Origin of the sequence: Brevundimonas sp. (assembly GCF_051858995.1) — a bacterium.
In the GTDB taxonomy this organism is placed as follows: Bacteria; Pseudomonadota; Alphaproteobacteria; order Caulobacterales; family Caulobacteraceae; genus Brevundimonas.
In genome coordinates this window covers 225336-251978 of sequence record NZ_JBHYGN010000009.1, presented here as the reverse complement: position 1 = coordinate 251978, position 26643 = coordinate 225336, and the positions used below count along the sequence as shown (strand labels likewise).

Genomic DNA, 26643 nt, shown 5'->3' with positions numbered 1-26643 from the left:
GCGCGAAAGACTCTGCCCCAACAGTCATGCGGCGTCGGCCAACTGAGCCTTCCGCGCGTCCGCCCATTTGATGAGTGCGGCGCGGGGCCAAGCGACGATCCACGAGCGGGCGGTGTATTCGCCCTTTTCGATCAGGGCGGCGCGGGTGGGGGAGCTGGTGGCGGCACGTTGGGTGTGGATTTCGCCGGGCCCCTGATGGATCAGGAAGGCGCCGTGCTTGAGCGGGTTCACGCGCAGATAGGCGAGGCGCGGGCTGATCTGCTCCAGCGGCGGGTCATAGAACCACGACGAACCCAGCATGCCCGCCATCTCCGGGCGGCGCTTGAGGATTTCCGCGGCGGTGGCCCAGGCGCGGTCCCAGCCGGCCTCGTTGAAGTCGCTGAGTTCGCGACTTTCGGTGTGAACCTCCAGCCACGGCTTCCATGACTGGGCGGCGGCGTAGGCGGGAATGACAGACCAGCCCCAGCCCTCGCGGGCGTGACGCAGAATCTGGCCCGGCCCCATGGGCGAGCTCAGGTCGATCATCTGGGTGCGGGCGCCGGGCACGCTGAGGACCAGGGAGATGCGGACGTCCTTGGCCCAGAAGTCGCGGTCGTAGGGGTCGGCGCCCTCGGTCAGGAAGGCGGCGAGCCGGTCGATCCATTGCGGATAAAGCTCAAGCGAGGCCGACGGCAGATCGGCGGCGGGGACGCGGGCGGGCATCTCCAGCGCCCAGATGGCGACCAGCGCACGGCGGTGATCGTCGGTCAGGGCGGGGCCGAAGGCGGCCTGCAGGGCTTCCTCGGCGCGATGGCCCGGCTGGTCGAAGTCCCAGTGCGGGGCGGAGGCGGCGGCCGCGTCGGCGGCGGCGTCCTTGAGCGCGTGGAGGCGAGCGCGGTCCTCGGACGGGACACGGTTCAGAACGGCCTCGAACGCGGCGATGTGGGCGGGCGTGAGCGTTTCCATGCCCGTATCCTGCACCACCACCGGTTTGCCGACGGTTAAGCACGCACGAGAAAGGGCGGGAGCCGAAACTCCCGCCCTTCAATCAGGCTATGGCCCGGATTAGTTCGGCGTCGGGGTGGGCGCCGGGTTGGCCGGATCTTCCTGGTCATCGACCTGACCGTCGGTCGGGTTCTGAACCGGAGGCGACTGGACCGTGGTGGTCATCGCCGACGGTTCACCGTTCGGAGCGGTCGCGCCCGGCGAGGCCGGACGGGTGGTCTCGGTGACGCCCGTGGGGTTCGGCGTCGGGGTCTCGGTCGCGGCCGGAGCCTCGGTCGAAGCCGGAGCTTCGGTCGGAGCCGCCTCGTCAGCCGGGGCCTCGGTTGTGGTCGCGGCCGGAGCGGCGGCTTCCTCGTCACCCATGGCGGCCTGCGACTGGGCCGGGTTCAGCACCTTGTCGATGACGTAGACGCCGCCGTTGGACGCGTCGATGTCGGCGTTGGTGACGGTGGCGCCGTCGACCTTGATGGCGTCGCCGGTGCCGTCCAGCAGGACCTGGGTGCGGGCTGCGGTCTCGACGCCGCCGCGCGCGCCGGCGATCTGGCCGGCCTGAACGTCGGCGACGATCACGTGATAGAGCAGCAGGCTGCGCAGTTCCTGGGCGTTGGCGGGGTCCAGCAGACGGGTGCGGTCCGCTTCCGGCAGGGCGGCGAAGGCCGCGTCAGTCGGGGCGAAGATGGTGATCGCCGGGCGGGTGCTGAGGGTCTCGGTCAGCTGAGCCTGATCCAGAGCGGTCAGCAGAGTGGTGAAATTGCCCTGAGCGCGCAGCACATCGACGACGTTGTTCGCCTGGGCGGCGGCGGGAGCCGGCGTGGCGGCCGGCGCCGGAGCGGGCTGAGCCGCCGGAGCCGGGCTCTGGGTCGCCTCCTGCGCGAAGGCGGGGCCAGCCAGCAGGGCGGTGGCGGCAGCGGCGGTCAGCAGTTTAGTGCGAAGCATGACAGTATCCCTTACGATAAATTTCCTGGCCGCCGGGGGAGTCGGTGACGGCCTGAAGTACGCTTGACTGCAGCGTTGAAGACCCAAGCAGGGCCTTGAGTTCCATGTAGGGACTGACCTTTCGATGTTCACCTAAACGGCCAAGGTATTGTCAGGGCCATTTAACGGCGGTCGGCACATTACCGGCGCCATGAGAGCAAGAAGCTCAAATATCGCCCTATATCAGGCGAGTATCGTCGCCTTTACCCACCAATCGGGGCGTTGATCTGACAGTTGATGCGCAGCTGCGGCGGCGGCGGCGGAATTGTCGAACAGGGCGAAGACGGTCGCGCCCGACCCGGACATGCGGACCAGCCGGACGCCCGACAGGGCCTCCGCCTCGGAGAGGGCGACGCCGATAGCGGGCTCAAGCGCGACGGCGGGCGCCTGCAGGTCGTTGCGCTGCCGGGCCAGCCAGTCGATGACGGCGCCCAGACTCCAAGACGACGGCGAGGCGGGACGGTCCGCCGTGGCGGGCGGCCCCGCGTCATAGGCGCGGTAGACCGCCCCGGTCGGCGACGGCGCGCCCGGATTGATCAGGACGGCGGGCAAGGGCGGCAGGGCGGGTTCGAAGGTCAGGATGTCCCCTCGCCCCTCGGCCCAGGCGGGGCGGGCGTGCAGGCACATGGGGCCGTCGGCGCCGACGAGGGCCGCGACCTCGGCCAGGGCGTCGTCGTCGAAGGACAGGCCGAGGGCGTCGCGGGCCAGCTTCAGGGCCGCGCCCGCGTCCGACGACCCGCCGCCGAGCCCCGCCGCGAGGGGCAGGCGCTTGTCGAGGGTGAAGGCCAGGCCGGGCTCGGCCACGCCCGCCTGCGCGGCGAGAGCCCGGACGGCGCGCAGGACCAGATTGTCACCCTCCCCGGCCAGCCCGTCCGCAAAGGGGCCGGTGAGCGTCAGGGACAGGCGGTCGGCGCGGGCGACGCTGACCCGGTCGCCGACGTCAGCGAAGGCCACGAGGCTGGCCAGCGGGTGGTAGCCGTCAGCGTCGAGCGGCCCGACGTGCAGGAACAGATTGACCTTGGCGGGCGCGAGCGCCGGGGCGGCACTCATGGATCAGGGCTGGCTTCCGACCACCGGGGTGGGCTCGGTCAGGCCGTTGGCCAGCTTCTGCTCGACCTCGGCGCGACGCTCGGCGTCGGGGTCGAGGGTGAGGACCCGGTTCCACTGCCACGTCGCCTCGCGACGACGGCCCACCTGCCAGTAGGCGTCGCCGAGATGGTTGACGATCTCGGCGTTGCCGGGCTGTTTGGCGACAGCGCCTTCCAGAGTGGTGACGGCGACGTCGTACTGGCCCTGCCGATACTGGGCCCAGCCGAGCGAGTCCTGGATGTTGGCATCATCGGGCTGGGCGGCGTGGGCGCGGGCGATCATCTCGGCGCCCTGCTCGACCCGGCGACCGCTGTCGACCCAGAGGTAGCCGAGGTGATTCAGCAGGACCGGGCTGTCGGGATGGGCCTGAAGCGCGGTCCAGAGCTCGGTCTCGGCCTCGTCGATGCGGCCCATGACCTCCAGCACGGCGCCGCGCATGAAGCGGACGTCGGCGGACTGGTCGGCGGTGTTCAGGTCAGGGCGGTTGAGGACGGCCAGGGCCTCCTCGTTGCGATCCATGGCCATCAGCTGACCGGCGAGCGCCAGGACGATGCGGGTCTGCCCCGGCGCGGCGGCCTCGGCGCGGGTGAAGGCGGCCAGCGCCTCGTCAGCCTTCTCCTCGCGCTGGTAGCTGAGGCCCATGTTGTACTGGGCGCCCGCATGGATGATGGCGTTGGAGTTTCCGACACGGGCGAAGGCCTGCCGGGCGGGCTCTTCCTGCCCATCCGCCGCCAGCGCCATGCCGAGACGAAGGATGGTCATGTCCGTCGGACGCAGGGCCTCGGCGAGGCGAAGCAGGATGGCCGTCAGCTTGTGATCTTCCCGCTCGTTCGCGACGATGGAGGCGAAGTCGAGGGCGGCCGCGACGCTGTCGCGCGGGGTCGGGGCGGGCGGCGGACGACGACGAGCGGCGGCGCGCTCCAGCCCTTCAAGGGCGGCGGGGTCGGGCGAGGGACCGGTCAGGGAGGCGCGATACTGGGCGGCGGCCTCGTCACGACGGTTCCGGCGCTCGAGGAACTCGCCATAGGCGACGCTGTATAGGCGGGAGCCGTTGGGCTGGGCCACGAGCGTCTTGTACTCGGCGTCGGCCTCATCGAAGCGGCGGCGGCCTTCCAGAAGCTGGGCGCGCTGGAGGCGGAGCACCAGGCTGGCCGGGTCCTGGGCCGAGAGCTCGACCGGCTTGAGGGCGGTGTCCCAGTCCCCGGCGGCGGCGGCCACCGAGGGGGCGATGAAGATGCCGATCAGGGTGAAGGGCTGGCCGAGCGGACGCCCGTTGAGGTCGGCCCAGGCGGCGCGACCGTCGCGGCGCTCGACCGCATCAATGATGGAGACCAGCCGCCCCGCCTCGGCCAGTTCGGGCGTGGCCGACATGGTCGAGGTCAGACGGACGACGGTGTCGAGGTCGCCGTTGAACAGGCTGGTGAGGAAGGTCTCGCTGTGGAGCAGCGGCTGCTCAGGCGCCAGCGCCTGGCTTTCGGAGATCAGGCGGGCGGCCTCCGAGCCCTCGCCGCGGAAACCCGCGATGCGGCCTGACAGATAGAGGCCATAGGCCGACTGGCCCCGCCCGTTGACCGGAACGGGCGCCCAGATGGCCGGAATGGGGGGCGCGGCGGGCTCGGCCTCGGCGACGGGCTCCTCGTCCGGGACGACGGCGGGCGGATGCAGGTCGGGCGTCCGTTCCGGCGTGACAGCCGGCGCGGGCACCACCACCGGCGGCTCCTGCGCGAGGGCGGGAGACGTCAGGGCGAGAAGGGCGCAGCCGGACAGGAGAAGGCGAAGCGAGGAAGAGCGCATGACGCGACCCTTCCCGCTTTATGCGGCGGCGACAAGGCCTGTCGGGGCGCCCGAGAGGTTTTTAGCCCCCCCTCCCCCGCGCTGAGCGCCGGGGAGGATTACATATTCGGATAGTTGGGGCCGCCGCCGCCTTCGGGCGTGGTCCAGACGATGTTCTGCGACGGATCCTTGATGTCGCAGGTTTTGCAGTGGACGCAGTTCTGGGCGTTGATCTGGAAGCGCGGGTTGGACTTGCCGTCCTCGTCGTACAGCACCTCATAGACGCCCGCCGGGCAGTAGAGACGCGCCGGTTCGCCGTATTTGGGCAGGTTGACCCGGATCGGGATCGACGGGTCCAGCAGCTTCAGATGGGCCGGCTGGTCCTCGGCGTGGTTGGTGTTGGAGATGAAGACCGAGGACAGCTTGTCGAACGACAGTTTCCCGTCCGGCTTGGGATAGGCGATCGGCTTGTGCTTCGCGGCCGGTTCGGTCGAGGCGGCGTCGGTCTTGGCGTGCTTCATCGTCCCGAACAGGGAGAAGCCGCCGAAGATGGTCTGGAACCACATGTCGAACAGGCCGACGGCGCCGCCGATGCTGGTGCCGAGCTTGGACAACAGGGGCTTGGCGTTCCGGACGAGCTTGAGCTCCTTGTAGACCCAGCTCTTCTCGTAGGCGGCCTGATACTCGACCAGTTCGTCGCCCGAGCGGCCTGCCATGACCGCGTCATAGGCGGAGTCGGCGGCCAGCATGCCGGTCTTCATGGCGTTGTGGCTGCCCTTGATGCGCGGGACGTTCACGAAGCCCGCCGAGCAGCCGATCAGGGCGCCGCCCGGGAAGGCCAGCTTGGGCACCGACTGGAAGCCGCCTTCGGTGATGGCGCGGGCGCCGTAGGAGATGCGCGTGCCGCCCTCCAGATGCTCGGCGATCGAGGGGTGGTGCTTGAAGCGCTGGAACTCGTCGAAGGGCGAGATGAAGGGGTTCTTGTAGTTCAGGTGAACGACGTAGCCGACGGTCACGTAGCGGTCGCCGAAGTGGTACAGGAAGCTGCCGCCGCCGGTGAACTCGTCCAGCGGCCAGCCGGTCGAGTGCTGGACCAGACCGGGCTGGTGCTTCTCGGCCGGAATCTGCCACAGCTCCTTGACGCCGATGCCGAACTTCTGGGGATCGGAGCCGTCGCACAGGTTGTGGCGGGCCATGATGGTCTTGGCCAGCGAGCCGCGCACGCCCTCGGCGATGAAGACGTATTTGCCGTGCAGTTCGATGCCGGGCTGGAACTCGCCGGTCGGCTTGCCCTCGCGGTCGATGCCGAAGACGCCGGCGACGACGCCCTTCACGCGACCGGTCGGCTCGTCCCAGACGACGTGGCTGGCGGCCATGCCGGGATAGACCTCGACGCCCAGGGCCTCGGCCTGCTCGCCTAGCCAGCGGGCGACATTGCCCAGCGAGGCGATGTAGCAGCCGTCGTTGTGCATGAGCGGCGGGAAGGCGAACATCGGCAGGGGGAGCGTGCCCTGCGGCCCCAGCAGCAGGAAGCGGTCTTCCCTGACCGGCGTCTCCAGCGGCGCGCCGCGTTCCTTCCAGTCCGGGAAGAGCTCGTTCAGCGCCTTGGGATCGATGACGGCGCCGGACAGGATGTGGCCGCCGATCTCGGCGGACTTCTCCAGCACGGCGACGGAGATCTCCTTGCCGTCCTTTTCCGCGCGCTGCTTCAGGCGGATGGCCGCCGACAGGCCCGCGGGGCCGCCGCCGACGATGACGACGTCATATTCCATGACCTCGCGCTCGACGCCCGCCAGAGCCTCGGCGGGCGGCAGCTTGTCGATGACCGCTTCCTGCCAGGCGTTCTTCGCCCCGCCCTCGATCGCTTCCTCGGCCATGCCCGATAGTCCTCGTTGTTCGTATGGTCTTCCCTGTGTTCGCTTATCGGAAGGTGACGCGGGGGCGGTCAAGCAGAACCCGCGACGAACGGCCCTCTAGAATTGGCGTTCCACGTCCATCCGATCGTGCAGGATACGGATAATCGCCGCGCCCCAGGGTTCGGGGCGGAAATAGAGGACGTGACGCTGCACCGTCCGGCGACGGTAGCCGGGGCGGATGTGATCGCAGGCGACCGCCGCCAGAGGCGCTTGCGTCGCGGCGATGCAGGCGGCCTCGATCTGATCGATGTAGCGGAAGGCCTGAGCCACGCCCCATTCGGCGGCGGTGTAGTCGAAGATGGCTTCGAGATCGTGCCGGGCGGCCGGCGAGAGCCGGTATTCAGCCTCGCTCATCGGCCTTGCGCCGCTTGAAGTCGGCGAAATCGAAGGCCTCGGGTTCGCCGCTGCGCTCCCCCTCGATCAGCGCGCCGCGAATCCGCTCGATCTCGACCGCCCGCGCCTGCTCACGGCGGATCAGATCCCGGATCGCCTCGCTGTCGTTCGTATAGAGCCCCGCCTCGACCTGGGCGGAAATCCAGGCGTCCTGTTGCTCTGTCAGGGTGATCGTCTTGCGAACCGCGCCCATGGAAGAAGCCTTTCGGGATATTGATCATACTATGGGTGCAGATACGCACAACTAACCAGCCGTCGCAACCTGTCGCCATTCGCGCTACACCCGTCCTGTGAACGCCCAAGCCCTCGACACCGCAGCCGCTGAAAGCCTGCTCGCCTTTTGGCGGGATGCGGGGGTGGACGCCTGCTATGAGGACGCGCCGATCGACCGCACCCATGTGGCCCCGCCGCCCGCGGTGAAGGCGGTAACCAAGGCCACGGCCTCGGTGGTCGCCCTGCCGGTCACCGGCGATGCGGCGGCGGAGGCGCGCAGGCTGGCGGCGGGCGCGGACACGCTGGAAGCGCTGGGCGAGGCCATCGCCGGGTTCACCGGCTGCCCGCTGCGGGAAATGGGCGCCAAACAGGCCGTTTTCTCACGCGGGAACCCGCAGGCGCCGGTGATGATCATCGGCGAGGGCCCGGGCGCGGACGAGGACGACCGCGGCCAGCCCTTCGTGGGCAAGGCGGGGAAGCTGCTGGACCGGATGCTGGCCGAGGCCGGGCTGACCGACCGCGTGTTCATCACAAACACGGTGTTCTGGCGGCCGCCGGGCAACCGGACGCCGAGCCCGGCGGAACAGGCGGCGTGCGCGCCTTTCGTGGAGCGGGCCTTCTTCCTGCTGAAGCCGAAAGCGGTGCTGCTGCTGGGCGCGGCGGCGGCCAAGTCGGTGCTGTCCACCGACGAGGGCATCATGCGCCTGCGCGGCAATTGGAAGGACTGGCGCCTGCCCGAGGGAAATGTCTCCGCGCCGGTGATGCCGACCTTCCACCCCGCCTTCCTGCTGCGCACCCCGATGGCCAAACGGGCGGCCTGGGCCGATCTTCTGGCCCTGACAGCGCGACTGGACGCCGCGGACGCCTGATCGGCGCGTTAACCTCCGCGACGCAAAACCGCCCCAAAACCAAGGCAAATCTTGACATGGGTCGAAGGCGTGGCGCCTTTTTGGCCTGACGACCGAACGAACAGCGGCATACGGATCGAATCGAGACGATCCCGAAACCGCTCTCAGGGGGGCCGCCTCAGTGCCTGTATCCTTTCGCCGCGCGATCCTCGCGCCGACGCTGGCTCTTGCGCTCGCCGCCATCGGTGGGATCGCGCATGCCGCTGCCGACGACGACCGCCGCGCGCCGAGCGCGCTGAGCGCCGCCGACCGGCTGAGCTACACCAACGCCTTCGACGCCCTGCGCCGTGGAGACCTGGAGGCCGCCCGCGCCTCGGCCCGCGCCGCGCAGGATCACGTTCTGCTGGGACAGGTCGAGTTCGAACGCCTGTTCCACCCCGACTACACCGCCACCTACGAAGAATTGGCGGCGTGGCTGGAGGAATATTCCGATCTGCCGTGCGCGGACCGGGTCTATAATCTGGCCATGCGTCGCCGCCCGGACGGCGCGCCCGAGCCGCGCAGCGCCTCGCGCTTCTCGAACCGCAGCTGGGCCGCCGCCTCCGCCGCCGGTCAGAACACCGAGGGCGACCCGATGAAGGCCGCCCGCGTCGCCCTGAACCGCGACGATCTGGCGGGCGCAGTGGTCATCGGTCAGGAGATTGGCGACTGGTGGACCGTCGCCCTGGCCCAGTACCGGCTGGGTGAGTTCGGCAGCGCCGCGAACGCCTTCGAGAAGGTGCTGGACGATCCGACCGAGGACAGCTGGGTCCGCGCCGGCGCCGCCTTCTGGGCCGCGCGCTCGGCCGCCCGGTCGAGCCAGCAGGACCGGGTGCAGCCGCTGCTGCGCCGCGCCGCCGTCTGGCCCGCCACCTTCTACGGCCAGATCGCCCTGCGTCAGCTGGGCGAGGAGCCGAACATCGAGAACATGGGGCCGCGCCCCTACGGCGCGGCGACGCTGCAGACGGCGGGCTATACGCCGGATGAGCCGCTGGGCGTTGACCGAGACGAACTGGAAGAGTTCGTGCGCTCAGAGCCTCGCGCCCGTCGCACCGTGGCCTTCTTCGAGATCGGCCGCCGCACCGACGCCCGCGATGAACTGCGCACCGGCATGCGCTCGGCGGTCACCGATCAGGGCCGTCGCCTGTGGGCCGCGCTGGGCCGGGCGCTGGGACCGCGCATTACCGGATCGGACGCCGATGTCCGCCGCGTTGACGCCAACAACTACGCCCAGCCGGTGATCGAGCCGGTCGGCGGGTTCACCATCGAGCGCTCGCTGGTCTATGCGATCGCCCGCAAGGAAACGAGCTTCAACGCCCGCGCCCGTTCCGGCGCCGGGGCCTATGGTCTGATGCAGGTGATGCCCGGCACCGCCGCCGAGCTGTCGGGCGACCGCGGCTTCGTCAGCTCGCCGGAACGGCTGTTCGACCCGGCCGTCAACGCCCGCCTCGGTCAGGCCTATGTGAACCGCGTGCTGGCCCTGCCGGAGATCAACGGCGACCTGCTGCGCGTCGCGGCCTCTTACAACGCCGGGCCGGGGCCGATGATGGCCGCCGTGCGCAAGCTGGGACCGGACGCCGATCCGCTGCTGCTGATCGAGACCATCGATGTGCCGCAAGCCCGCGATTACGTGGAGAAGGTGGTCGCCGCCTACTGGATCTACCAGCGCATGAACGGTCGTCCGCTGAACACCCTGGACGCCGTGGCGTCGGGCGCGACGCTGGTGCCGCTGAGCCTGGACTATGTGCCGCCCCCTCCTCTGCCGGCTCAGCCGGTGGAAGTGGCCGCGGTGGCGACGACCGGAAGCTAGAGCCCCGCCAGCAGCAGAGCCGGAAGGCAGCAGGCGACCACGATCAGGAGGCCGTACACCAGCAGGCTGGGGCGGCGGGCGGCGACGGGCTGTTCGGCTTGCAGCGACATGACGGACCTCGAACGCCTCGATGCGCTCAGGTTTCCATGAATACCGCCGTTGTCTTAAGGTCGGGTTCGGGTGTGCGGTTAACGCAACGCTGACGCCGACCACTCGAGGAAGTCGGGCTGAGCCAGGAGGGCGTCGCAATAGGCCTGGGCCACGCCGTCCTCGTCGCCGAAGTCGGACAGGTTGACCTGGAAGTGGCGGAAGCGGGTCGCCACCGGGGTGAAGAAAGCATCCGGCACCGACCACTCGCCGAACAGATACGATCCGCCCGCGCCGAAACGGGTGCGCATCTCGCGGAACAGGGCGACGAGGCGGCGAATGTCGCGCTCCAGCCCTTCGCCGGTCGGCAGGGGCGAGCGATCCGGCCCGACCATGGTGTGATCCGGCCCCATGCCGCAGTGGGTGCGCAGGGCCATGAAGCCGCCGTGCATCTCACAGGCCGCCGACCGGGCCAGCCAGCGGGCGTGGGCGTCGGCGGGCCAGAGTTTCGCCTCCGGATAGCGTTCGGCGCACCAGACCGAGATGGCCATCGAATCCCAGATCGTTTCGCCGTCCACTTTGAGCAGCGGTACGAGGCGGGAGGGGGAGATGCGCTCCAGCTCGGCCTGACCGGCGGCGGAGTAGATGTCGATCTCGGTGGTGGTGAAGGCCGCGCCGCAGCGCTTGAGCACCAGCCAGGGGCGCAGGGACCAGGTCGAATACAGGCGCGGCCCGATGATCAGTTCCATTTGATATCCCTCCCGGTTCGGGGCCGTTCATAGGGCCTGACGCGGGCGGATGCGACCGAGATTGATCGCGCGAAACACAAGCGGCGCTTGACTCGGAGGCCCCATCACCCGACACGGCGCGTCCATGATCACGCGCTATTCCCGCCCCGACGCCGTCGCCATCTGGTCGCAAGAGACCAAGTACAAGATCTGGTTCGAGATCGAGGCCCACGCCGCCACCAAGATGGCCGAGCTGGGGGTCATCCCGACCGACGCCGCCGAGGCCATCTGGGCCAAGGGCAAGGACGCGGTCTTCGACGCCGACCGGATCGACGAGATCGAGCGCACCACCAAGCACGACGTGATCGCCTTCCTGACCCATGTGGCCGAGATCGTCGGCGAGGAAGCCCGCTTCCTGCACCAGGGCATGACCTCCTCGGATGTGCTGGACACCTGTTTCGCGGTCCAGCTGGCCCGCTCGGCGGACCTGCTGATCGGCGGCGTGGATCGCGTGCTGGCCGCACTGGAGACCCGCGCCAAGGAGCACAAATTCACCCCGCAGGTCGGTCGCAGCCACGGCATCCACGCCGAGCCGATCACCTTCGGCCTGAAGCTGGCCGGCTACTACGCCGAGTTCCAGCGGGCGAAGCGCCGCCTGATCACGGCCAAGGAAGAGATCGCCACCTGCGCCATCTCGGGCGCCGTGGGCACCTTCGCCAACGTCGATCCGGCGGTTGAGCAGTACGTCGCCGACAAGATGGGCCTGCAGGTTGAGCCGGTCTCGACCCAGGTGATCCCGCGCGACCGTCACGCCGCCTTCTTCGCCGCCCTGGGCGTCGTCGCCTCGTCGATCGAGCGTCTGGCCACCGAGGTCCGTCACCTGCAGCGCACCGAGGTGCTGGAGGCCGAGGAATTCTTCGACAAGGGTCAGAAGGGCTCGTCGGCCATGCCGCACAAGCGCAACCCGATCCTGACCGAGAACCTGACGGGTCTGGCTCGTCTGGTCCGCTCGTCGGTGGTTCCGGCGATGGAGAATGTCGCCCTGTGGCACGAGCGGGACATCAGCCACTCCTCAGTCGAGCGCGGCATCGGGCCGGATGCCACGATCCACCTGGACTTCGCCCTGCATCGTCTGGCGAACGTGGTCGAGCGGCTGAACATCTATCCGGAGAACATGCAGAAGAACATCGATCTGCTGGGCGGGCTGGTGCACTCGCAGCGGGTCATGCTGGCGCTGACGCAGGCGGGGGTGAGCCGCGAAGACGCCTACGCCGCCGTGCAGGAGAACGCCATGAGGGTCTGGCGCGGCGAGGGCCGGTTCCTGGACTTCCTGAAGGCCGACGCGCGGGTGACCCTGCCGGAAAGCCAACTGGAGGCGCTGTTTGATCTCGGCTACCACACCAAGCACGTGGACACGGTGTTCGCGCGAGTGTTCGGGAACTGATGGAGCGCAAGCGCGCCTTCGCTCCGGTCGTTGACGCGAACACGCGCCTGCTGATCCTTGGCAGCCTGCCCGGCGAGGCCTCGCTGGCGGCGGGACAGTATTACGCCCACCCGCGCAACGCCTTCTGGCGGCTGACCGGCGCGGCCGTCGGGCGGCCCGATCTGGCCGATCTGGCCTATGAGGCCCGTCTGGAGACGCTGCGGGCTCACGGCGTGGGCCTGTGGGACGTCATCGCCGAGGCGGTGCGGGTCGGGAGCCTGGATACCGCGATCCGCCTGCCGACCCATGCGGACCTGAAGACGCTGATCGCCTCCCTGCCCCATCTCCGCGCCGTCGCCTTCAACGGCGGCAGGGCGGCCAAGGAGGGCGAGCGGGTGCTGGGGCCGGACACGGGGGCGTTCCGCCGGATCATCCTGCCGTCCAGCAGTCCCGCCCTGGCGAAACCGCTTGCCTGGAAGGCGGAACGCTGGGCCATCATCGGGGAACTCGGCGCCACTCTTCCCCGGCCTTCATGATTCTGACCCTCTCCTGCCCGGACCGTTCCGGGATCGTCGCCGCCGTGTCCGGCCTGCTGTCGGACTGCGGCTGCAATATCTCCGACGCCCAGCAGTTCGGGGACCGGTCGACCGGGACCTTCTTCATGCGGGTGGTGTTCGAGCGCCCCGAGGCGATGGACGCCGAGGCCGTCCGCGCCGCCTTCGCGCCGCTGGCCGAGCGGTTCGACATGGACTGGACGCTGCGGGGCCCGGCGCCGCGCCGGGTGATGATTTTGACCTCGCGCTTCGACCACTGCCTGGCGGACCTTCTTTACCGCTGGCGGGCGGAAGAATTGCCGATGACCATCACCGGCATCGTCTCCAACCATCCCCGGGACCAGATTGGCCACGTCGATCTGGGCGACCTGCCCTTCCATCACCTGCCCGTCGTCGCCGCGGACAAGGCGGCGCAGGAGAGGACTCTGCTGCGGCTGATCGAGGAGACGCAGACCGAGCTGGTGGTGCTGGCCCGCTACATGCAGATCCTGTCCGACGGTCTGGCGGGACGGCTGGCTGGGCGGTGCATCAACATCCACCACTCTTTCCTTCCCGGCTTCAAGGGCGCCAAACCCTACCATCAGGCCCATGCGCGCGGGGTGAAGGTGATCGGCGCCACGGCCCACTATGTCACCGCCGATCTGGATGAAGGTCCGATCATCGAGCAGGACGTCGAGCGGATCAGCCATCGCGACACCCCGGACGATCTGATCCGCAAGGGCCGCGACATCGAGCGCCGGGTGCTGGCCCGGGCCGTGTCGCACCATCTGGAGGACCGGGTGCTGCTGAACGGCTCCAAGACGGTGGTGTTCGCAGACTGACGCCCGTGGGACCGGCCCTGATCGCGGCGCTCTGACGCAGCCTTCATCCACGGACACTCCCCACGCGTACTTGCTGATGACGCCGCCCCCCGAGCGTCAACTCAGGAAGGAAACAAGATCATGAAGCTCACCGCTCAAGCCGCCCTCCTCGCCGCCGCCTCCACCCTGCTGCTCGCAGCCTGCAGCAACGCCGAAGAAGCCCCCCCGCCGGCCGAGGCCGCCCCGGCCGGCGCCATGGCTCCCGCCCAGACCACGGAAGCCGGAACCATCGTCGCCGTGGCCCAGGCCGCGCCCGATTTCTCGACCCTCGTCGCGGCGGTCCAGGCCGCCGATCTGGTCGCCACCCTGAACGGCGCCGGTCCGTTCACCGTCTTCGCTCCGACCAACGCCGCCTTCGAGAAGGTCCCGGCGGCGACCCGCGAAAGCCTGATGGCTCCGGCCGGCAAGGCTGATCTGACCAAGATCCTGACCTATCACGTGGTCCCGGGCCGCGTGGACGCAGCGACCCTGACGCAGCAGATCCAGGCCGGCGGCGGATCGGCGGCCCTCACCACGGTCGAGGGCGGCACCCTGACCGCCCGCGTCGGCGCCGGCGGTTCGGTGACCCTGACGGACGAGGCGGGCAACGTCTCCACCGTGACCCAGACGGACATCGCCGCGTCGAACGGCGTGATCCACGCCATCGACACCGTGGTGATGCCGAACTAGGTCGGTCGCACGATAAACGAGAAAGGCCGCCTCTCACGAGGCGGCCTTTTTTGTAGGGCGGTCCTGAAGCGCTTACTCGCCGTTGCGGATCTGCTCGCGGGCGACCGACGACAGCTCGTCCATCTTGCGGCGGATTTCACCTTCCGAGACAACAAGGCCCGAGCCTTCGAAGTCCTGGGCGACCTTGCGGAAGACGTCTTCCTCGCCCGGCTGCTCGAAATCGGCGCGGACGACGGCGGCGGCGTATTGCGCGGCGCTTTCGTCGTTCAGGCCCATCTTCTCGGCGGCCCACAGACCCAGCAGCTTGTTCCGGCGCGCGGTCGCCTTGAACTCCTGCTCCTCATCGAGGGCGAACTTGGCCTCGTAGCCCTTTTCGCGGTCGTCGAAGGTGGTCATGGGCGTCTGCAGGCTCCTCAAACGACCGGGTGGTGGCCGCGTCGCGCTGCTCTAAGCCGCGAGGCATGCGAACGCAACCGGAACCGAACGGTTGCGGCGGCTTGTCCTGATTGCTGTGGATTCCGCCACGCCGTTTGTATCACGGGACGGGTTCCGCTAAGGAGACCGCGACGATTTTACCCGCCCGCCCGATTCCGGAACCGCGCTGCCCAGACTCCCCGCGCTGGCCGCGCGTTTTTTGTTTCCCGCGTGGCCCCGCCTGGACGAGACCCCATGAACGTCAAGCGCAAGAAGCTCTACGAGGGCAAGGCCAAGATCCTGTACGAAGGACCTGAGCCCGGCACCCTGATCCAGTACTTCAAGGACGACGCCACCGCCTTCAACGGCGAGAAGAAGGCCCAGCTCGAGGGCAAGGGCGTCATCAACAACCAGATCAGCGAATTCATCATGTCGCGCCTGAACGGCATCGGCGTGACGAACCACTTCATCAAGCGTCTGAACCTGCGCGAGCAGCTGATCCGCGAAGTCGAGATCATTCCGCTGGAAGTCGTCTGCCGCAACGTCGTGGCCGGTTCGATGAGCAAGCGCCTCGGCATCGAGGAAGGCACGCCCCTGCCCCGGTCGATCATCGAGTTCTACCTGAAGAAGGACGAGCTCAACGATCCGATGGTGACCGAAGAGCACATCACCGCCTTCAACTGGGCCTCGACGCAGGAGCTGGACGACATCCTGGCCATGACCGTGCGCGTGAACGACTATCTGTCGGGCATGTTCGGCGCCGTCGGCATCCAGCTGGTGGACTTCAAGATCGAGTTCGGCCGCATCTGGGAGAATGACTTCGCCCGCGTGATCCTGGCCGACGAGATCAGCCCGGACAGCTGCCGCCTGTGGGACACGACCACCGGCGAGAAGCTGGACAAGGACCGGTTCCGCCGCGACCTGGGCAATGTCATCGAAAGCTACACCGAAGTCGCGCGTCGCCTGGGCATCATGAAGGGCATGCCGACCGTCATCCAGGGGGGACTGCACTAATGGCCAAGGTGAAGGTGCATGTGTTCCTGAAGCCCGGCGTTCTGGACGTTCAGGGCAAGGCCGTTGAGGGCGCCCTGGGCGGTCTGGGCTGGGCTGGCGTGTCGAACGCCCGCGTCGGCAAGCTGATCGAGTTCGACTTCGCCGGCGAGGGCGACCCCGCCGTCGAGGCCAAGAAGATGTGCGAGACCCTGCTCGCCAACACGGTGATCGAATCCTACCGGATCGAGGTCGCTTGAAGCGGATCGGCAAATTGCTGATCGTGCTGTTCATCCTCGCCGGCTGCGTGGTGTTCGCCTCCGCGCTGGCCGGCGGGTTGATGGACGACAGCGCCTTTACACAGGCGGCCAAGGACGCGGCGCACTAAAGCTCGTCTTCCGGGTGACGGAAACGCCGCCGAGGCGTTAGGGTCCCGCGCCATTTCGCGGGAGACGCCCATGACCTTCACCCTCACTTCCAACGACATCACGGACGGCGGCGTGCTGTCCGACGCGCAGGTCAAGGCGAAGGGCAACACCTCGCCACACCTGTCGTGGTCGGGCGCGCCCGAGGGAACGAAGAGCTACGCCGTCACCGTCTATGATCCCGACGCCCCGACGGGCTCGGGCTTCTGGCACTGGACGGTGGCCAACATCCCCGTCGATGTGACCGAGCTGAAGACCGGCGCCTCGTCCGCCGACCTGCCCGCCGGGGCGGTCGAGGGACGCACCGACTACGGCCCCGCGGGCTTCGGCGGCGCCGCCCCGCCTCCGGGCCACGGCCCGCACCGCTACATCTTCACCGTCTTCGCCGTGGACACGGACAAGCTGGACGTGACCCCCGACAACTCGGGCGCCGTGTTCGGCTTCAACCTGCATTTCCACACCCTGGCCAAGGCGACGATCACCGCCACCTATGAGGACACCGGCCAGGGCTGAGTCCGAAATCTCCACATAAGTGATTATTGATCACCTGTCGGGTTGAAGGGGGAAGGCGGCGACCTATGTTGCAGCGCAACATTCCTTCCCCCGAGTAAGCCTATGACGCCCGTCGACGCCACCAACCTTGAGACCGACGGCGTCGAACCGGCGAAAGTCCTCAAGCCCGGCGCGGTCGCCCTGCTGCTGACCGCGCTGGGCATGGGCGGCTTCGCGATCGGCGTGACCGAGTTCGCCGCCATGAGCGTGCTGCCCGACTTCGCGCGCGGACTGGGCGTCGATGAGCCGACCGCCGGGCACGCCATCAGCGCCTATGCGGCGGGCGTGGTGATCGGAGCCCCCATTCTGGCGGCGTTCGGGGCGCGGCTGCCGCGCTGGATTCTGCTGATCGGGCTGATGGGCCTGTTCGCCGTCGCCAACACCCTCAGCGCCCTGTCCCCCAATTTCGAGACCATGCTGGTCTTCCGCTTCCTGAGCGGCCTGCCGCACGGGGCCTATTTCGGGGTGGCGGCGCTGGTCGCCGCCTCGGCGGTGCCGCTGAAGTTCCGGACGCGCGCGGTCTCGACCATCCTGATGGGCCTGACCATCGCGACGGTGCTGGGCGTGCCGGTGGTCAATCTGGTCAGCCAGGCCCATGGCTGGCAGTGGACCTTCTATATCGTCGGCGCGCTGGCGGTGCTGACCATGACCTTGGTGGCCCTGTTCGCGCCGCGCGACGCGGCCCATCCCGGCGCCAGCCCCCTGCGGGAGTTGAAGGCGCTGAAGAACCGGCAGGTCTGGCTGACGCTGGGTGTCAGCGCCATCGGCTTCGGCGGGATGTTCGCCGTCTACGCCTATCTGGCCTCGGTGCTGCGCGAGGTGACCCACGTCGGCCACGACGTCCTGCCCTGGGTGTTCGCCGTGTTCGGCGTCGGCATGTTCGCGGGCAACCTGCTGTGCGCCTGGGCCGGGGACAGGTTCGGCTTCAAGGCGGCGGCGGGCGTGCTGATCTGGAGCGCGATCTCCCTGGCCCTTTACCCGCTGGCCTCGCAGCACCTGTGGTCGATGCTGGTCATCGTCCTGTTCATCGGCTTCGGCGGCGGACTGGGCTCGATTCTGCAGACCCGACTGATGGACGTGGCCGGCGAGGCGCAGACGCTGGCGGCGGCGCTGAACCACTCGGCCTTCAACACGGCCAATGCGCTGGGGCCGTTGCTGGCCGGGACGACCGTCGCCGCCGGTCTGGGCTGGGCCTCGACCGGCTGGGTGGCCGTGGGCTTGACGCTGGGCGGGCTGGCGATCTGGGTGTGGGCGTGGCTGGACGGGAAGCGGGTGACGCAACGAACTGCAGCTGCGACCTGACATTCTCCGCGAACCCTGCTAGGAGCCCGCGCCATGAGCGCAGCCGTCATCGTCTTCCCCGGTTCCAACTGTGATCGCGACTGCAAGGTCGCCGTCGAACGCTCCACCGGCGAACAGGTGCAGATGGTTTGGCATGCCGAGACCGAACTGCCCAAGGGCCTGGACCTGATCGTCCTGCCGGGCGGCTTCTCCTACGGCGACTATCTGCGCTGCGGCGCGATGGCGGCGCAGGCTCCGATCATGCAGGCGGTGAAGAAGGCCGCTGACGACGGCGTGGCCGTGGTCGGCATCTGCAACGGCTTCCAGATCCTGTGCGAAGCCGGGATGCTGCCGGGCGCCCTGCTGCGCAACTCGGGCCTCAAATACGTCTGCAAGCCGATCAGCCTGACGGTCGCCAACGGCCAGACCCGTTTCACCTCGGGCTATCAGGGGCAGCGCGAGGTCGTTATGACCCAGGGCAACGGCGACGGAAACTACTTCGCCGACGCGGAGACCCTGAAGCGGATCGAGGGCGAGGGCCAGGTGGTCTTCCGCTACGTCGACAATCCGAACGGCTCGGTCGCCGACATCGCCGGCATCCAGAACGAACGCGGCAATGTGCTGGGCATGATGCCCCACCCGGACCGGGCCTTCGAGGCCGAACTGGGTTCGGCCGACGGCGCCACCCTGTTCCAGAGCATCTACAACGCTGCCTGATCCGAAGGGCGATCAGCCCTCGAGGTCATCCTTGATATTGCGCACGACCGGGTCGCCCGGCTCATCGACTTCATCGACGTCCGGGGTGGCGATGCCGCCCGGATCGCGCTGAGCCTTGAGCTCGCGCTCGCCGAGGCCCAGCCCCTGTTCGCGGGCGCGGTCGGTCTCGACGAAATCGGTTTCGAAACGGGGTTTGTCTTCGGCCATCGGTCGTCTCCGGATGTGTGGAGGTGGAACCGGCCAGAAGCGCGGCGGTTCCGGTGAACCAAAGCGCGACGCCGGACGTAAACCCGGTGTCAGTTCGCCCGGAGCCCCCATGTCCTCAATCATCCGTCCGACCTCCGATCAGATGACCCGCCGCCTGATCGTGCTGGCCTGCGCCGTCTTCGCGGTGGTGATCGCCCAGGCGCAGATGCTGATGGGCTGGGGCCAGACGCCGGGCGAGTTCGCGGCGGACAGCGACGCGACCCTGAAAGTGGCGGGCTACACCTTCGCCATCTGGGGCGTGATCTATCTGGGCCTGCTGATCTATGCGGTCCGGCAGGCCCTGCCCGCGACGGGCGAGAGTGAACTGCTGTCCCGACTGGGCTGGCCGTCGGTGCTGGCCTTCCTCGGCATCGGCTGGTGGATCGTGGCGGCGGCGTTCGATTGGGAGCTGGGCACCATCGTGCTGATCTTCGGATCACTGCTGGTGTTGCTGGTTCCCCTGCTTATGAATGCACGAGCGATCCGCGCCCTGCCCCGCGCCTCGCGGGAGCGGTGGATGGTGGTCTGGCCGCTGGCCATGCTGGCGGGGTGGCTGGGGATCGCGGCGCCGGTGAACCTGCTGACCGTGCTGACCGGCAATGGCGACCTACCTGCGGCCCTGTCGCCGACCGTCTGGGCCCTGCTGGCCGTGGTGGTCGTGACAGCGAAGGCGCTGGCGGTGACCTGGGTGCTGCGCATGCCCGCCTTCGCCCTGCCGATCGCCTGGGGTCTGCTGGGCGTGTTCGTGGCCGAGATGGAGCGCAACGCGGTGCTGGCCGGTGGCGCGGTGGCCGCATCAGGCCTGACGCTGGTCGGCGCCTTCATCCTGACCTTCCGCCTGAAGCCGCCGGTCGAGAAGCCGGACTAGAGCTTTCCGGCGAAGGGCGGGTCGCCCGGCTCCGGGTGCTCCGGATCCACATCGGCGGCGCCGACGTCGAAGGCGCCCGATTCGTCGAAGCCGACGCTGCCGACGCCGGTGGCCGAGCCGGTCAGGCGCTGGCGGCGGCTGGCCATGGCCAGTTCGGGCGCGAGCGCCTTGAGGCGGGCGGCCTCCTCCGGATCGTTGGACAGATCCATCTGCTGGTGGTCGGGGGTGATCTCGTCGCGGCTCCGCATCAGTCGTCCCCCTGTCCACCGTCATCATTGGCCGCCTCACGGGCTGCGCGCTCCGCCAGGGCCGAGGCTCCGGCGTCATCGGCGGCGATGCTCGGGGCGTTCGGATCCTCCGGCGTGGCCGCCGGATCAATGGGTTGGTCGGGCATGGGAAGCTCCTTCAACTGGCCTTCCCGGATTCAATGGTCCGATGGCGGCGATGTTCCGCCCGGAAAGGCTGACAGAAGAGCCTTCTCCCGCTAGAAGGCGCGCCCATGAGCGCTCCCGAAAAGACCATGGCCGAGCTGGCCGCCGAATACGGCCTGGCCCCGAACGAATATCAGGTCGTCCTCGACCGGCTGGGCCGCGAGCCCAACCATGTCGAACTGGGCGTCTTCTCGGTGATGTGGTCCGAGCACTGCTCGTACAAATCGTCCAAGATTCACCTCGGGAAGTTCCCGACCACCGGCGACCGCGTGATCTGCGGACCGGGCGAGAACGCCGGGGTCATCGATATCGATGACGGCGACGCCTGCATCTTCAAGATGGAGAGCCACAACCACCCGTCCTACATCGAGCCCTACCAGGGCGCGGCGACGGGCGTGGGCGGCATCATGCGCGACGTCTTCACCATGGGCGCGCGTCCGGTGGCCCTGCTGAACGCCCTGCGCTTCGGCGATGTGGAGCACGAGAAGACCAAGCGCCTGGTCTCGGGCGTCGTCTCGGGCATCGGCGGCTACGGCAACTGCGTCGGCGTGCCGACCGTGGCGGGCGAGACCAATTTCCACGCCGGCTACAACGGCAACATCCTGGTCAACGCCATGTGCGTGGGTCTGGCGAAGTCGGACGCCATCTTCTACTCGGCCGCCCCGGCGGCGGGCTTCTCGGTCGTCTACTTCGGATCGAAGACCGGCCGCGACGGCATCCACGGCGCGACCATGTCGTCGGCGGAGTTCGACGATGAGTCGGAAAGCAAGCGCCCGACCGTGCAGGTCGGCGATCCGTTCGCCGAGAAGCTGCTGATCGAAGCCACCCTGGAGCTGATGGCCTCGGGCGCGGTCGCCGCGATCCAGGACATGGGCGCCGCGGGCCTGACCTCGTCGTCGGTCGAGATGGCCGGCAAGGGCGGCGTCGGCATCGAGCTGAACATGGACGCCGTGCCCCAGCGCGAAGAGGGCATGACCGCCTATGAGATGATGCTGTCGGAATCGCAGGAGCGGATGCTGGCGGTACTGAAGCCGGGCCGCGAGGAAGACGGCCACCGTATCTTCCAGAAATGGGGTCTGGACGCCGCCGTCATCGGCGTGACCACCGACACCGGCCGTCTGGTGCTGAAGCATCACGGCGAGACGGTCTGTGACGTGCCGCTGGCCCCGCTGTTCGACGACGCTCCCCTGTATGATCGCCCGTGGGTGCAGCCGGAGCTGCAGCCGCGCCTCGATCCGAAGGATGTCCCCGCGCCGGAGAGCTGGGTCGACGCGGTGCTGAACGTCCTGACCTGCCCGGACATGGCGTCCAAGCGCTGGATCTGGGAGCAGTACGACCGCCACGTGATGGCCGACACCCTGCAGGACTCGTCCACCGGCGCCGACGCGGGCGTGGTGCGCGTGCACGGCACGGACAAGGGACTGGCGGTCACCTCGGACTGCACCCCGCGCTATGTGCAGAACGATCCCTATGAAGGCGGCAAGCAGTGCGTGGCCGAGGCCTGGCGCAACCTGACCGCCGTCGGCTCGCGTCCCATCGCCATCACCGACAACCTGAATTTCGGCAACCCGCAGCGCCCGGAGATCATGGGCCAGATCGTGCGCGCCATCGACGGCATGGCCGAAGCCTGCCGCGAACTGGACTTCCCGGTCGTGTCGGGGAACGTCAGCCTCTACAACGAGACCAACGGCGTCGCCATTCCGCCGACCCCGACGGTCGGCGCGGTCGGCCTGCTGCCCAACTATGACGTCACGGTCGGGTTCGGCGGCGCGGTCGAAGACGACGTGCTGGTGCTGATCGGCGAGACGCACGGCGAACTGGGCGCCTCGATCTACCTGCGTGAAGTGCTGGGCCGCGAGGACGGCGCGCCGCCGCCGGTGGACCTGAAGCTGGAGCGCAAGACCGGCGACTTCGTGCGCGGCCTGATCGAAGGCGGCGAACTGACCTGCGTCCACGACCTGTCCGACGGCGGTCTCGTCGGCGCGGCGGCGGACATCGCCCTGGCCTCGGACATCGGCATCGAGCTGGACGCCACCTCGGCGGCCCACGCCCACGTCTTCCTGTTCGGCGAGGATCAGGCCCGTTACCTGGTGGCCGTGTCCGATCCGACCGAGGTGATCGCCAAGGCGCAGGCCGCCGGCCTACACGCCTCGGTCGTCGGCCGGGCCAAGGGCCGCGACTTCCGCTCGGGCGAGCTGTTCAGCCTGCCGGTCGATCACCTGCGCGAGATGCACGAGGGCTGGATGCCCAAGTGGATGAACGGCTGATGCGCCTTCGCGCCGCTGTTTTCGGAACGGCCTGTCTGCTGACGCTGGCCGCCTGCGACGGCGGCGGCGATCCGGTGCAGCAGGCCCTGCGCGAGACAGCGGCGGCGAACCAGTCCGCCACGGTCGCCTACGATCAGGTCGAGACCGCCGCCACGCCTCTGACAGAGACTGAAGCGGCCTACGCCCGGACCCAGCTCCAGCGGAACCGTGAGGCGGTCGCCGCGGCGCGCGCCGTTCTGGCCGAGGCGCGGGACGCCCGGGTGCGCCGTTCGGCCCAGGCCGTCGTCGACAGTCGGACACGGGAAATCGCCGAGCTTGAGGCGCTGGTCCCGGGCGCGCCCGCGGAATGAGGATCGCCATCGTCCTGCCTCCGGGCGGCCTGTTCGCGGCGGACCAGCCGAACTCCATCGAGACGGTGATCCGGACGCTGGCGGCGGAAGCGGGCAAGGACGAGGTCCTGAAGGTCTTCTGCGACGAAGGCGCCCAGACGCACGGCGACCTGCCGATGCACGTCGTCCCCAAGGCCGGAGACAGGCACGCACAGTTGGTCGAGGCGCTGGAGGCGTTCGCGCCGGACATCATCGAGTTTCACCAGCACACGATCAGCGCCGCCAAACTGGCTAAGCATTTCCCGAACGCGGTGCGGCTGCTGTACCGGCACAATGACGTCAAACCGCCCCGCAATCCGTTTCATCGGTGGCGGTACGCCCGGCGTCACAAGGCGTTCGACGGGCTGATCTTCGTCAGCGAGGCGTCGCGCGACGCCTTCGTGGCCGCCTATCCGGCGTTCACGGACCGGGCCTTCGCGGTGCGCAATCCGATCAACGCCGACCTCTGGTCCGCCTCGCCGGAAGAGCGGGAGCGGCTGATCCTGTTCGCCGGTCGCGCCATCCCCGAGAAGGGGCTGGACCTGCTGTGCGAGGCTCTGCCGGAGGTGCTGAACCGGCACCCGAACTGGCGCGCCGTCCTGTATCTCGGCGACTGGCACAAGCATGTCGGCTGGGGCGGCCCCCACGTCAAACGGATGCTGGCGCGGACGGATCAGGTCACCACCCGACCCAACGCCCCGCTGGCCGACGTGCGCGAGGACATGAAGACCGCGGCCATCGCCGTGGTGCCGTCGGTCTGGGCCGAACCGCTGGGTCTGGCGGCGCTGGAAGCCCATGCGGCGGGCGCCGCGCTGGTGTCGTCGGGCCGGGGCGGCCTGCGCGAGGTCAGCGGCCCACACGCCGTCTATGTCGAGCCCCTGACCGCCCAGTCCCTGACCGAGGCCATCGAGGGTTTGATCAATGCCCCGAAGCGGCGGCTGGACCTGGCCCGCGCCGGGCAGGCCCATGTGATGAAGACCCACACCCCCGCCGCCCGCGCGGCGGAGCTGTCGGCCCTGCGCCGCCGCCTGCTGGACGCGCGCCGGGCCGGCTGAGGCTCAGTCTTTTTCGGGCGACCGCCGGAGGTGGGCGACCAGGGCGTCGAAGTCGCCCTCGAACAGCCGGTCGACCAGATCGCCGATCTCATTGTCCAGCCAGACGTCACGTTCGAGGACGGCGTGATAGCGCTGGCGACCGTCTTCCTTCTCCGAACGGACGGCGCCCTTCTGCATCAGGCGATGCAGAAGGGTCTTGATGGTGGCGTCGCCCCACGGCTGGCGCGACTTCACCTCATCCATCAAAGCGGCGGCGGACAGCGGCCCGCAACGCCACAGGGCGGCGAGGACGGCGCTTTCCGCCTCGGTGACGGCGATCCGGGTCAGGACCGCAGCACCGCGCGGTCGATGCGCGCCTCGACGACCCAGTTGCAGATGACCGCGACCACGCCTGCGATCAGGCCCAGCACGAAGATGAAGGCCGCTTCGGCGAAGCCCGGCGCCATGACGGGGTAAGGCGGCTGCTCGCCGACGTTGGCGATGGCCAGATTGACCATCAGCACATTGTAGGCCGCGCCCAGCAGACCGATCAGCGGACCGCCGAGACGCAGCGCCTGCAGATAGGCCGAGCCGCCGGTCAGTCGCGGGCCGGACAGGACCTTGCGCGCCGCGACCACGATGGCCGCGAGGCTGGCGACCAGGAGAAGAAGCATGATGGCCTGCATCGGCAGGGCTGCGTCCTGAAAGACGACGGCGGGCGCGAGCTTGGGACGGGCCTGAGCCAGTCCGGGCGGGAGAGACGCGGCAGCGCCGACGGCAAGGAGACGAACAGTCAGCATGACGCCCCCTAATTACATTTGTAATCCAGTTAGATTACGCACGTAAACCGATCCATCAATCCCTGTCAGACGACCGGGATCGCCTGGCTGAGGCGACCGCCGACGCGCAGGGGCTCGACGCGGGTGGCCAAGCCGGTGCGGTCGTCGGTCTCGACATAGACGCCGCAGATGGTGGCCGGGCCATGGGCCGGGGTGTAGCGACCGCCCGACAGGCGGGTGGTGAAGCGCCGCAGGGGCTCTTCCTTCTCGTTGCCGATGACGGAGTCATAGTCGCAGCAGCCGCCGGCGTCGGTCTGGTAGGCGGTGCCGCCGGGCAGGATCTGGCAGTCGGCGGTCGGGACGTGGGTGTGGGTGCCCACCACCAGAGAGGCGCGGCCGTCGCAGAAATGGCCCATGGCCATCTTCTCGGAGGTGGCCTCGGCATGGATGTCGACGATGATGGCGTCGGCGGCCATGCCCATCGGACAGGCGGCCAGTTCCTTCTCCACCGCGCTGAACGGATCGTCCATCGGGTCCATGTGGACGCGGCCCAGCACGTTCATGACGAGGATGGTGCGGCCGGACTGGGTCTCGAACAGATTGGCGCCCGCCCCCGGAGCGTCCATCAGGCGCGGATAGTTGAGCGGCCGGATCAGGCGCGGCTCGCGCACGATATAGGTCAGGGCCTCGCGCTGGTCCCAGCTGTGGTTGCCCAGCGTCAGGCAGTCAGCGCCGGCCATGAACAGCTCGTTGGCGGTGTGCTCGGTGATGCCGAAACCGCCCGCGGCGTTCTCGGCATTGACCACCACGAAGTCGAGCTTCAGGTCGCGCTTGAGCGCGGGAAGATGGTCGGACAGACCGTCGCGGCCGGACTTGCCGACCACATCACCGAAGAAGGCGAGACGCATATTCAGAGTACCTTTCGGGCGGCGGTATAGCCGACCTCGGTCAGAACGCCATGCAGGCGTATGTCGTGCCGTTCCACCGGCAGGTCCTCGACCTGCTGTCCGGCGTAGGCGAAGCCGATGCGGATCGCGTCCGGAAGGGCGGCGAAGGTGCGGTCGTAATAGCCGCCGCCCTGACCCAGCCTGCCGCCCTCAAGATCGAAGGCCAGCAGGGGCGTGAGGATCAACCGCGGGATCACCGTCTCGGCCAGCGGCAAGGGCGCGGGCACGCCCGCCTGATCCAGCTCCAGCGGTTCGCCGGGCGACCAGCGGCGGAAGATCATGGCGGCGTCCGTCTGAAGCACCACCGGCAGGCAGAGCGTCCGCCCCTGACGGATCAGGGCGAGACCGAGGGCGTCGGTATCCAGCTCGGATCCGATGGCGCGATAGACGGCGACCGGATCGCCGGTCGGCAGGGTGTCGATGTGGGAGGCGGCGCGCTGGGCGGCCTCGGGGTCCAGACCGGCCAGCCGCTTGCGCCGGGCGCGGGCCTCGGCGCGCAGGGCGGGCTTGTCGGGGAGGGTCAAAGCGAGGTCCGGGCGTCCGAACGGTAGGTGACGGCGATGAAGCCGAGGAAGACCGCCAGCACGACGCCGCGCGCGATCCAGGCGGCGAGACTGTCGCCCGGCTGAACCAGACCCGTCGCGCCCATGGCCAGGACGAAGACGCCGGTGGCGACCCAACCCTGCCACGACGCCGGAGAGGCGCCCCAGCCGAACACCTTGGGTCCGAACCAGCCGCGCTTCATCGTCAGCTCCTGCAGGGGGAAGAGGGTGGCGGCGCCGTAAGAGCCGTGAAGGACGGTTTGAATCCTCTCGAGCCTGGGTAGCCAGGTGGGCTCCGCGTGCCCAACCCCACGAGGTCGGACAGGGGCAGATCCCTTCGAGTGAATTAAGGCCGCGAGGATATGTTGCCTTCGACGTGAGCCACAGCATGACCCGCCGCCTGACAAGATAGTCGTTTGCC

32 protein-coding genes and 1 other RNA gene are annotated in these 26643 nt (G+C 68.8%); 15 read left to right on the top strand and 18 right to left on the bottom strand.

Annotation, left to right across the window (positions count from 1 at the left end; all coding sequences use genetic code 11):
* Window positions 1-24 precede the first annotated feature (24 nt).
* From ACTIEF_RS10895 to ACTIEF_RS10865, 7 genes are all read right to left on the bottom strand, one after another.
* Window positions 25-945, bottom strand: coding sequence for a hypothetical protein (locus tag ACTIEF_RS10895; protein WP_439472158.1), 921 nt, complete (start codon window positions 943-945; stop codon window positions 25-27).
* 99 nt (window positions 946-1044) lie between these two features.
* Complete coding sequence (locus ACTIEF_RS10890) at window positions 1045-1920, bottom strand: fasciclin domain-containing protein (protein ID WP_439472157.1); 876 nt, start codon at window positions 1918-1920, stop codon at window positions 1045-1047.
* Between the two features lie 222 nt (window positions 1921-2142).
* Window positions 2143-3009 carry a 4-(cytidine 5'-diphospho)-2-C-methyl-D-erythritol kinase gene (locus tag ACTIEF_RS10885; protein WP_439472156.1) on the bottom strand — a complete coding sequence of 289 codons (867 nt, stop codon included), beginning with the start codon at window positions 3007-3009 and terminating at the stop codon, window positions 2143-2145.
* A gap of 3 nt (window positions 3010-3012) precedes the next feature.
* Window positions 3013-4842 (bottom strand): tetratricopeptide repeat protein, encoded by a 1830-nt coding sequence (locus ACTIEF_RS10880; RefSeq protein ID WP_439472155.1) that lies wholly within the window; start codon window positions 4840-4842, stop codon window positions 3013-3015.
* Between the two features lie 98 nt (window positions 4843-4940).
* The gene (locus tag ACTIEF_RS10875; protein ID WP_439472209.1) at window positions 4941-6593 is read right to left on the bottom strand and encodes an electron transfer flavoprotein-ubiquinone oxidoreductase; all 1653 of its coding nucleotides are present in this window, start codon (window positions 6591-6593) and stop codon (window positions 4941-4943) included.
* 201 nt (window positions 6594-6794) lie between these two features.
* Window positions 6795-7091 carry a type II toxin-antitoxin system RelE/ParE family toxin gene (locus ACTIEF_RS10870; protein WP_439472154.1) on the bottom strand — a complete coding sequence of 99 codons (297 nt, stop codon included), beginning with the start codon at window positions 7089-7091 and terminating at the stop codon, window positions 6795-6797.
* Complete coding sequence (locus ACTIEF_RS10865; protein ID WP_439472153.1) at window positions 7078-7323, bottom strand: type II toxin-antitoxin system ParD family antitoxin; 246 nt, start codon at window positions 7321-7323, stop codon at window positions 7078-7080. The genes ACTIEF_RS10870 and ACTIEF_RS10865 overlap by 14 nt, the downstream gene beginning before the upstream one ends.
* 97 nt (window positions 7324-7420) lie before the next feature.
* Between ACTIEF_RS10865 and ACTIEF_RS10860 the strand changes: the two genes are divergently transcribed.
* A complete protein-coding gene (locus ACTIEF_RS10860; RefSeq protein ID WP_439472152.1) occupies window positions 7421-8212 on the top strand; it encodes a uracil-DNA glycosylase in 792 nt (263 codons plus the stop codon).
* A gap of 160 nt (window positions 8213-8372) precedes the next feature.
* Window positions 8373-10040, top strand: coding sequence for a lytic transglycosylase domain-containing protein (locus ACTIEF_RS10855; RefSeq protein ID WP_439472151.1), 1668 nt, complete (start codon window positions 8373-8375; stop codon window positions 10038-10040).
* 188 nt (window positions 10041-10228) lie between these two features.
* Here ACTIEF_RS10855 and ACTIEF_RS10850 read toward each other — a convergent pair whose 3' ends face one another.
* Window positions 10229-10876 carry a glutathione S-transferase gene (locus ACTIEF_RS10850; RefSeq protein WP_439472150.1) on the bottom strand — a complete coding sequence of 216 codons (648 nt, stop codon included), beginning with the start codon at window positions 10874-10876 and terminating at the stop codon, window positions 10229-10231.
* 124 nt (window positions 10877-11000) lie between these two features.
* On the opposite strand from ACTIEF_RS10850, the gene purB reads away from it, so the two are divergent.
* The 4 genes from purB to ACTIEF_RS10830 all read left to right on the top strand — a co-directional run bounded on the left by purB (window position 11001) and on the right by ACTIEF_RS10830 (window position 14361).
* Window positions 11001-12299 (top strand): adenylosuccinate lyase, encoded by a 1299-nt coding sequence (gene purB, locus ACTIEF_RS10845; RefSeq protein WP_439472149.1) that lies wholly within the window; start codon window positions 11001-11003, stop codon window positions 12297-12299.
* On the top strand, window positions 12299-12814 hold the full coding sequence (locus ACTIEF_RS10840) for a DNA-deoxyinosine glycosylase (protein ID WP_439472148.1): 516 nt from the start codon (window positions 12299-12301) through the stop codon (window positions 12812-12814). The genes purB and ACTIEF_RS10840 overlap by 1 nt, the downstream gene beginning before the upstream one ends.
* On the top strand, window positions 12811-13653 hold the full coding sequence (purU, locus tag ACTIEF_RS10835) for a formyltetrahydrofolate deformylase (protein ID WP_439472147.1): 843 nt from the start codon (window positions 12811-12813) through the stop codon (window positions 13651-13653). Before ACTIEF_RS10840 ends, purU begins: the two co-directional genes overlap by 4 nt.
* Window positions 13654-13773: 120 nt before the next feature.
* The gene (locus ACTIEF_RS10830; RefSeq protein WP_439472146.1) at window positions 13774-14361 is read left to right on the top strand and encodes a fasciclin domain-containing protein; all 588 of its coding nucleotides are present in this window, start codon (window positions 13774-13776) and stop codon (window positions 14359-14361) included.
* A 72-nt stretch (window positions 14362-14433) separates the two neighbouring features.
* Here the strand turns inward: ACTIEF_RS10830 and ACTIEF_RS10825 are convergent, their stop codons facing one another.
* Window positions 14434-14757: a DUF1476 domain-containing protein gene (locus ACTIEF_RS10825; RefSeq protein WP_439472145.1), complete on the bottom strand. Its 324-nt coding sequence runs from the start codon at window positions 14755-14757 to the stop codon at window positions 14434-14436.
* Between the two features lie 273 nt (window positions 14758-15030).
* Between ACTIEF_RS10825 and purC the strand changes: the two genes are divergently transcribed.
* From purC to purQ, 5 genes are all read left to right on the top strand, one after another.
* Window positions 15031-15789: a phosphoribosylaminoimidazolesuccinocarboxamide synthase gene (purC, locus tag ACTIEF_RS10820; RefSeq protein WP_331046206.1), complete on the top strand. Its 759-nt coding sequence runs from the start codon at window positions 15031-15033 to the stop codon at window positions 15787-15789.
* A complete protein-coding gene (gene purS, locus ACTIEF_RS10815) occupies window positions 15789-16025 on the top strand; it encodes a phosphoribosylformylglycinamidine synthase subunit PurS (protein ID WP_439472144.1) in 237 nt (78 codons plus the stop codon). The genes purC and purS overlap by 1 nt, the downstream gene beginning before the upstream one ends.
* A 198-nt stretch (window positions 16026-16223) precedes the next feature.
* Window positions 16224-16703 (top strand): YbhB/YbcL family Raf kinase inhibitor-like protein, encoded by a 480-nt coding sequence (locus tag ACTIEF_RS10810; protein WP_439472143.1) that lies wholly within the window; start codon window positions 16224-16226, stop codon window positions 16701-16703.
* 102 nt (window positions 16704-16805) lie between these two features.
* Window positions 16806-18044, top strand: coding sequence for an MFS transporter (locus tag ACTIEF_RS10805; RefSeq protein ID WP_439472142.1), 1239 nt, complete (start codon window positions 16806-16808; stop codon window positions 18042-18044).
* A gap of 33 nt (window positions 18045-18077) precedes the next feature.
* On the top strand, window positions 18078-18740 hold the full coding sequence (gene purQ, locus ACTIEF_RS10800) for a phosphoribosylformylglycinamidine synthase subunit PurQ (RefSeq protein WP_439472141.1): 663 nt from the start codon (window positions 18078-18080) through the stop codon (window positions 18738-18740).
* A 12-nt stretch (window positions 18741-18752) separates the two neighbouring features.
* Here purQ and ACTIEF_RS10795 read toward each other — a convergent pair whose 3' ends face one another.
* Window positions 18753-18947, bottom strand: a complete 195-nt coding sequence (locus tag ACTIEF_RS10795) for a hypothetical protein (protein ID WP_439472140.1) — start codon at window positions 18945-18947, stop codon at window positions 18753-18755.
* A gap of 109 nt (window positions 18948-19056) precedes the next feature.
* Here ACTIEF_RS10795 and ACTIEF_RS10790 point away from each other — a divergent pair, with 109 nt between their 5' ends.
* On the top strand, window positions 19057-19854 hold the full coding sequence (locus ACTIEF_RS10790) for a hypothetical protein (protein WP_439472139.1): 798 nt from the start codon (window positions 19057-19059) through the stop codon (window positions 19852-19854).
* Here the strand turns inward: ACTIEF_RS10790 and ACTIEF_RS10785 are convergent.
* Both ACTIEF_RS10785 and ACTIEF_RS10780 read right to left on the bottom strand, forming a co-directional pair.
* Entirely contained in the window at window positions 19851-20102 is a 252-nt protein-coding gene (locus tag ACTIEF_RS10785; RefSeq protein WP_439472138.1) for a Tat pathway signal protein, read from the bottom strand. The two genes, ACTIEF_RS10790 and ACTIEF_RS10785, sit on opposite strands and share 4 nt — an antisense overlap.
* A complete protein-coding gene (locus ACTIEF_RS10780) occupies window positions 20102-20248 on the bottom strand; it encodes a hypothetical protein (RefSeq protein WP_439472137.1) in 147 nt (48 codons plus the stop codon). The genes ACTIEF_RS10785 and ACTIEF_RS10780 overlap by 1 nt, the downstream gene beginning before the upstream one ends.
* A 105-nt stretch (window positions 20249-20353) precedes the next feature.
* Between ACTIEF_RS10780 and purL the strand changes: the two genes are divergently transcribed.
* Genes purL through ACTIEF_RS10765 form a run of 3 tightly spaced genes read left to right on the top strand, consistent with a single transcriptional unit; the run spans window position 20354 to window position 23975 of the window.
* Window positions 20354-22552, top strand: coding sequence for a phosphoribosylformylglycinamidine synthase subunit PurL (purL, locus tag ACTIEF_RS10775; RefSeq protein ID WP_439472136.1), 2199 nt, complete (start codon window positions 20354-20356; stop codon window positions 22550-22552).
* Complete coding sequence (locus tag ACTIEF_RS10770; protein WP_439472135.1) at window positions 22552-22902, top strand: DUF305 domain-containing protein; 351 nt, start codon at window positions 22552-22554, stop codon at window positions 22900-22902. Before purL ends, ACTIEF_RS10770 begins: the two co-directional genes overlap by 1 nt.
* Window positions 22899-23975 (top strand): glycosyltransferase family 4 protein, encoded by a 1077-nt coding sequence (locus ACTIEF_RS10765; protein ID WP_439472134.1) that lies wholly within the window; start codon window positions 22899-22901, stop codon window positions 23973-23975. The genes ACTIEF_RS10770 and ACTIEF_RS10765 overlap by 4 nt, the downstream gene beginning before the upstream one ends.
* 3 nt (window positions 23976-23978) lie before the next feature.
* Here ACTIEF_RS10765 and ACTIEF_RS10760 read toward each other — a convergent pair whose 3' ends face one another.
* The 6 genes from ACTIEF_RS10760 to ssrS all read right to left on the bottom strand — a co-directional run bounded on the left by ACTIEF_RS10760 (window position 23979) and on the right by ssrS (window position 26615).
* Window positions 23979-24293: a BlaI/MecI/CopY family transcriptional regulator gene (locus ACTIEF_RS10760; protein WP_439472208.1), complete on the bottom strand. Its 315-nt coding sequence runs from the start codon at window positions 24291-24293 to the stop codon at window positions 23979-23981.
* Between the two features lie 5 nt (window positions 24294-24298).
* Window positions 24299-24754, bottom strand: coding sequence for a MotA/TolQ/ExbB proton channel family protein (locus ACTIEF_RS10755; RefSeq protein ID WP_439472133.1), 456 nt, complete (start codon window positions 24752-24754; stop codon window positions 24299-24301).
* A 65-nt stretch (window positions 24755-24819) separates the two neighbouring features.
* Window positions 24820-25641, bottom strand: a complete 822-nt coding sequence (locus ACTIEF_RS10750) for a TIGR00282 family metallophosphoesterase (protein WP_439472132.1) — start codon at window positions 25639-25641, stop codon at window positions 24820-24822.
* Window positions 25642-25643: 2 nt separating this feature from the next.
* Entirely contained in the window at window positions 25644-26204 is a 561-nt protein-coding gene (locus ACTIEF_RS10745; RefSeq protein ID WP_439472131.1) for a 5-formyltetrahydrofolate cyclo-ligase, read from the bottom strand.
* A complete protein-coding gene (locus ACTIEF_RS10740) occupies window positions 26201-26425 on the bottom strand; it encodes a hypothetical protein (protein WP_439472130.1) in 225 nt (74 codons plus the stop codon). The genes ACTIEF_RS10745 and ACTIEF_RS10740 overlap by 4 nt, the downstream gene beginning before the upstream one ends.
* Before the next feature lie 27 nt (window positions 26426-26452).
* Window positions 26453-26615, bottom strand: a non-coding RNA gene (gene ssrS / locus ACTIEF_RS10735) — 6S RNA.
* Between the last annotated feature and the right edge of the window lie 28 nt (window positions 26616-26643).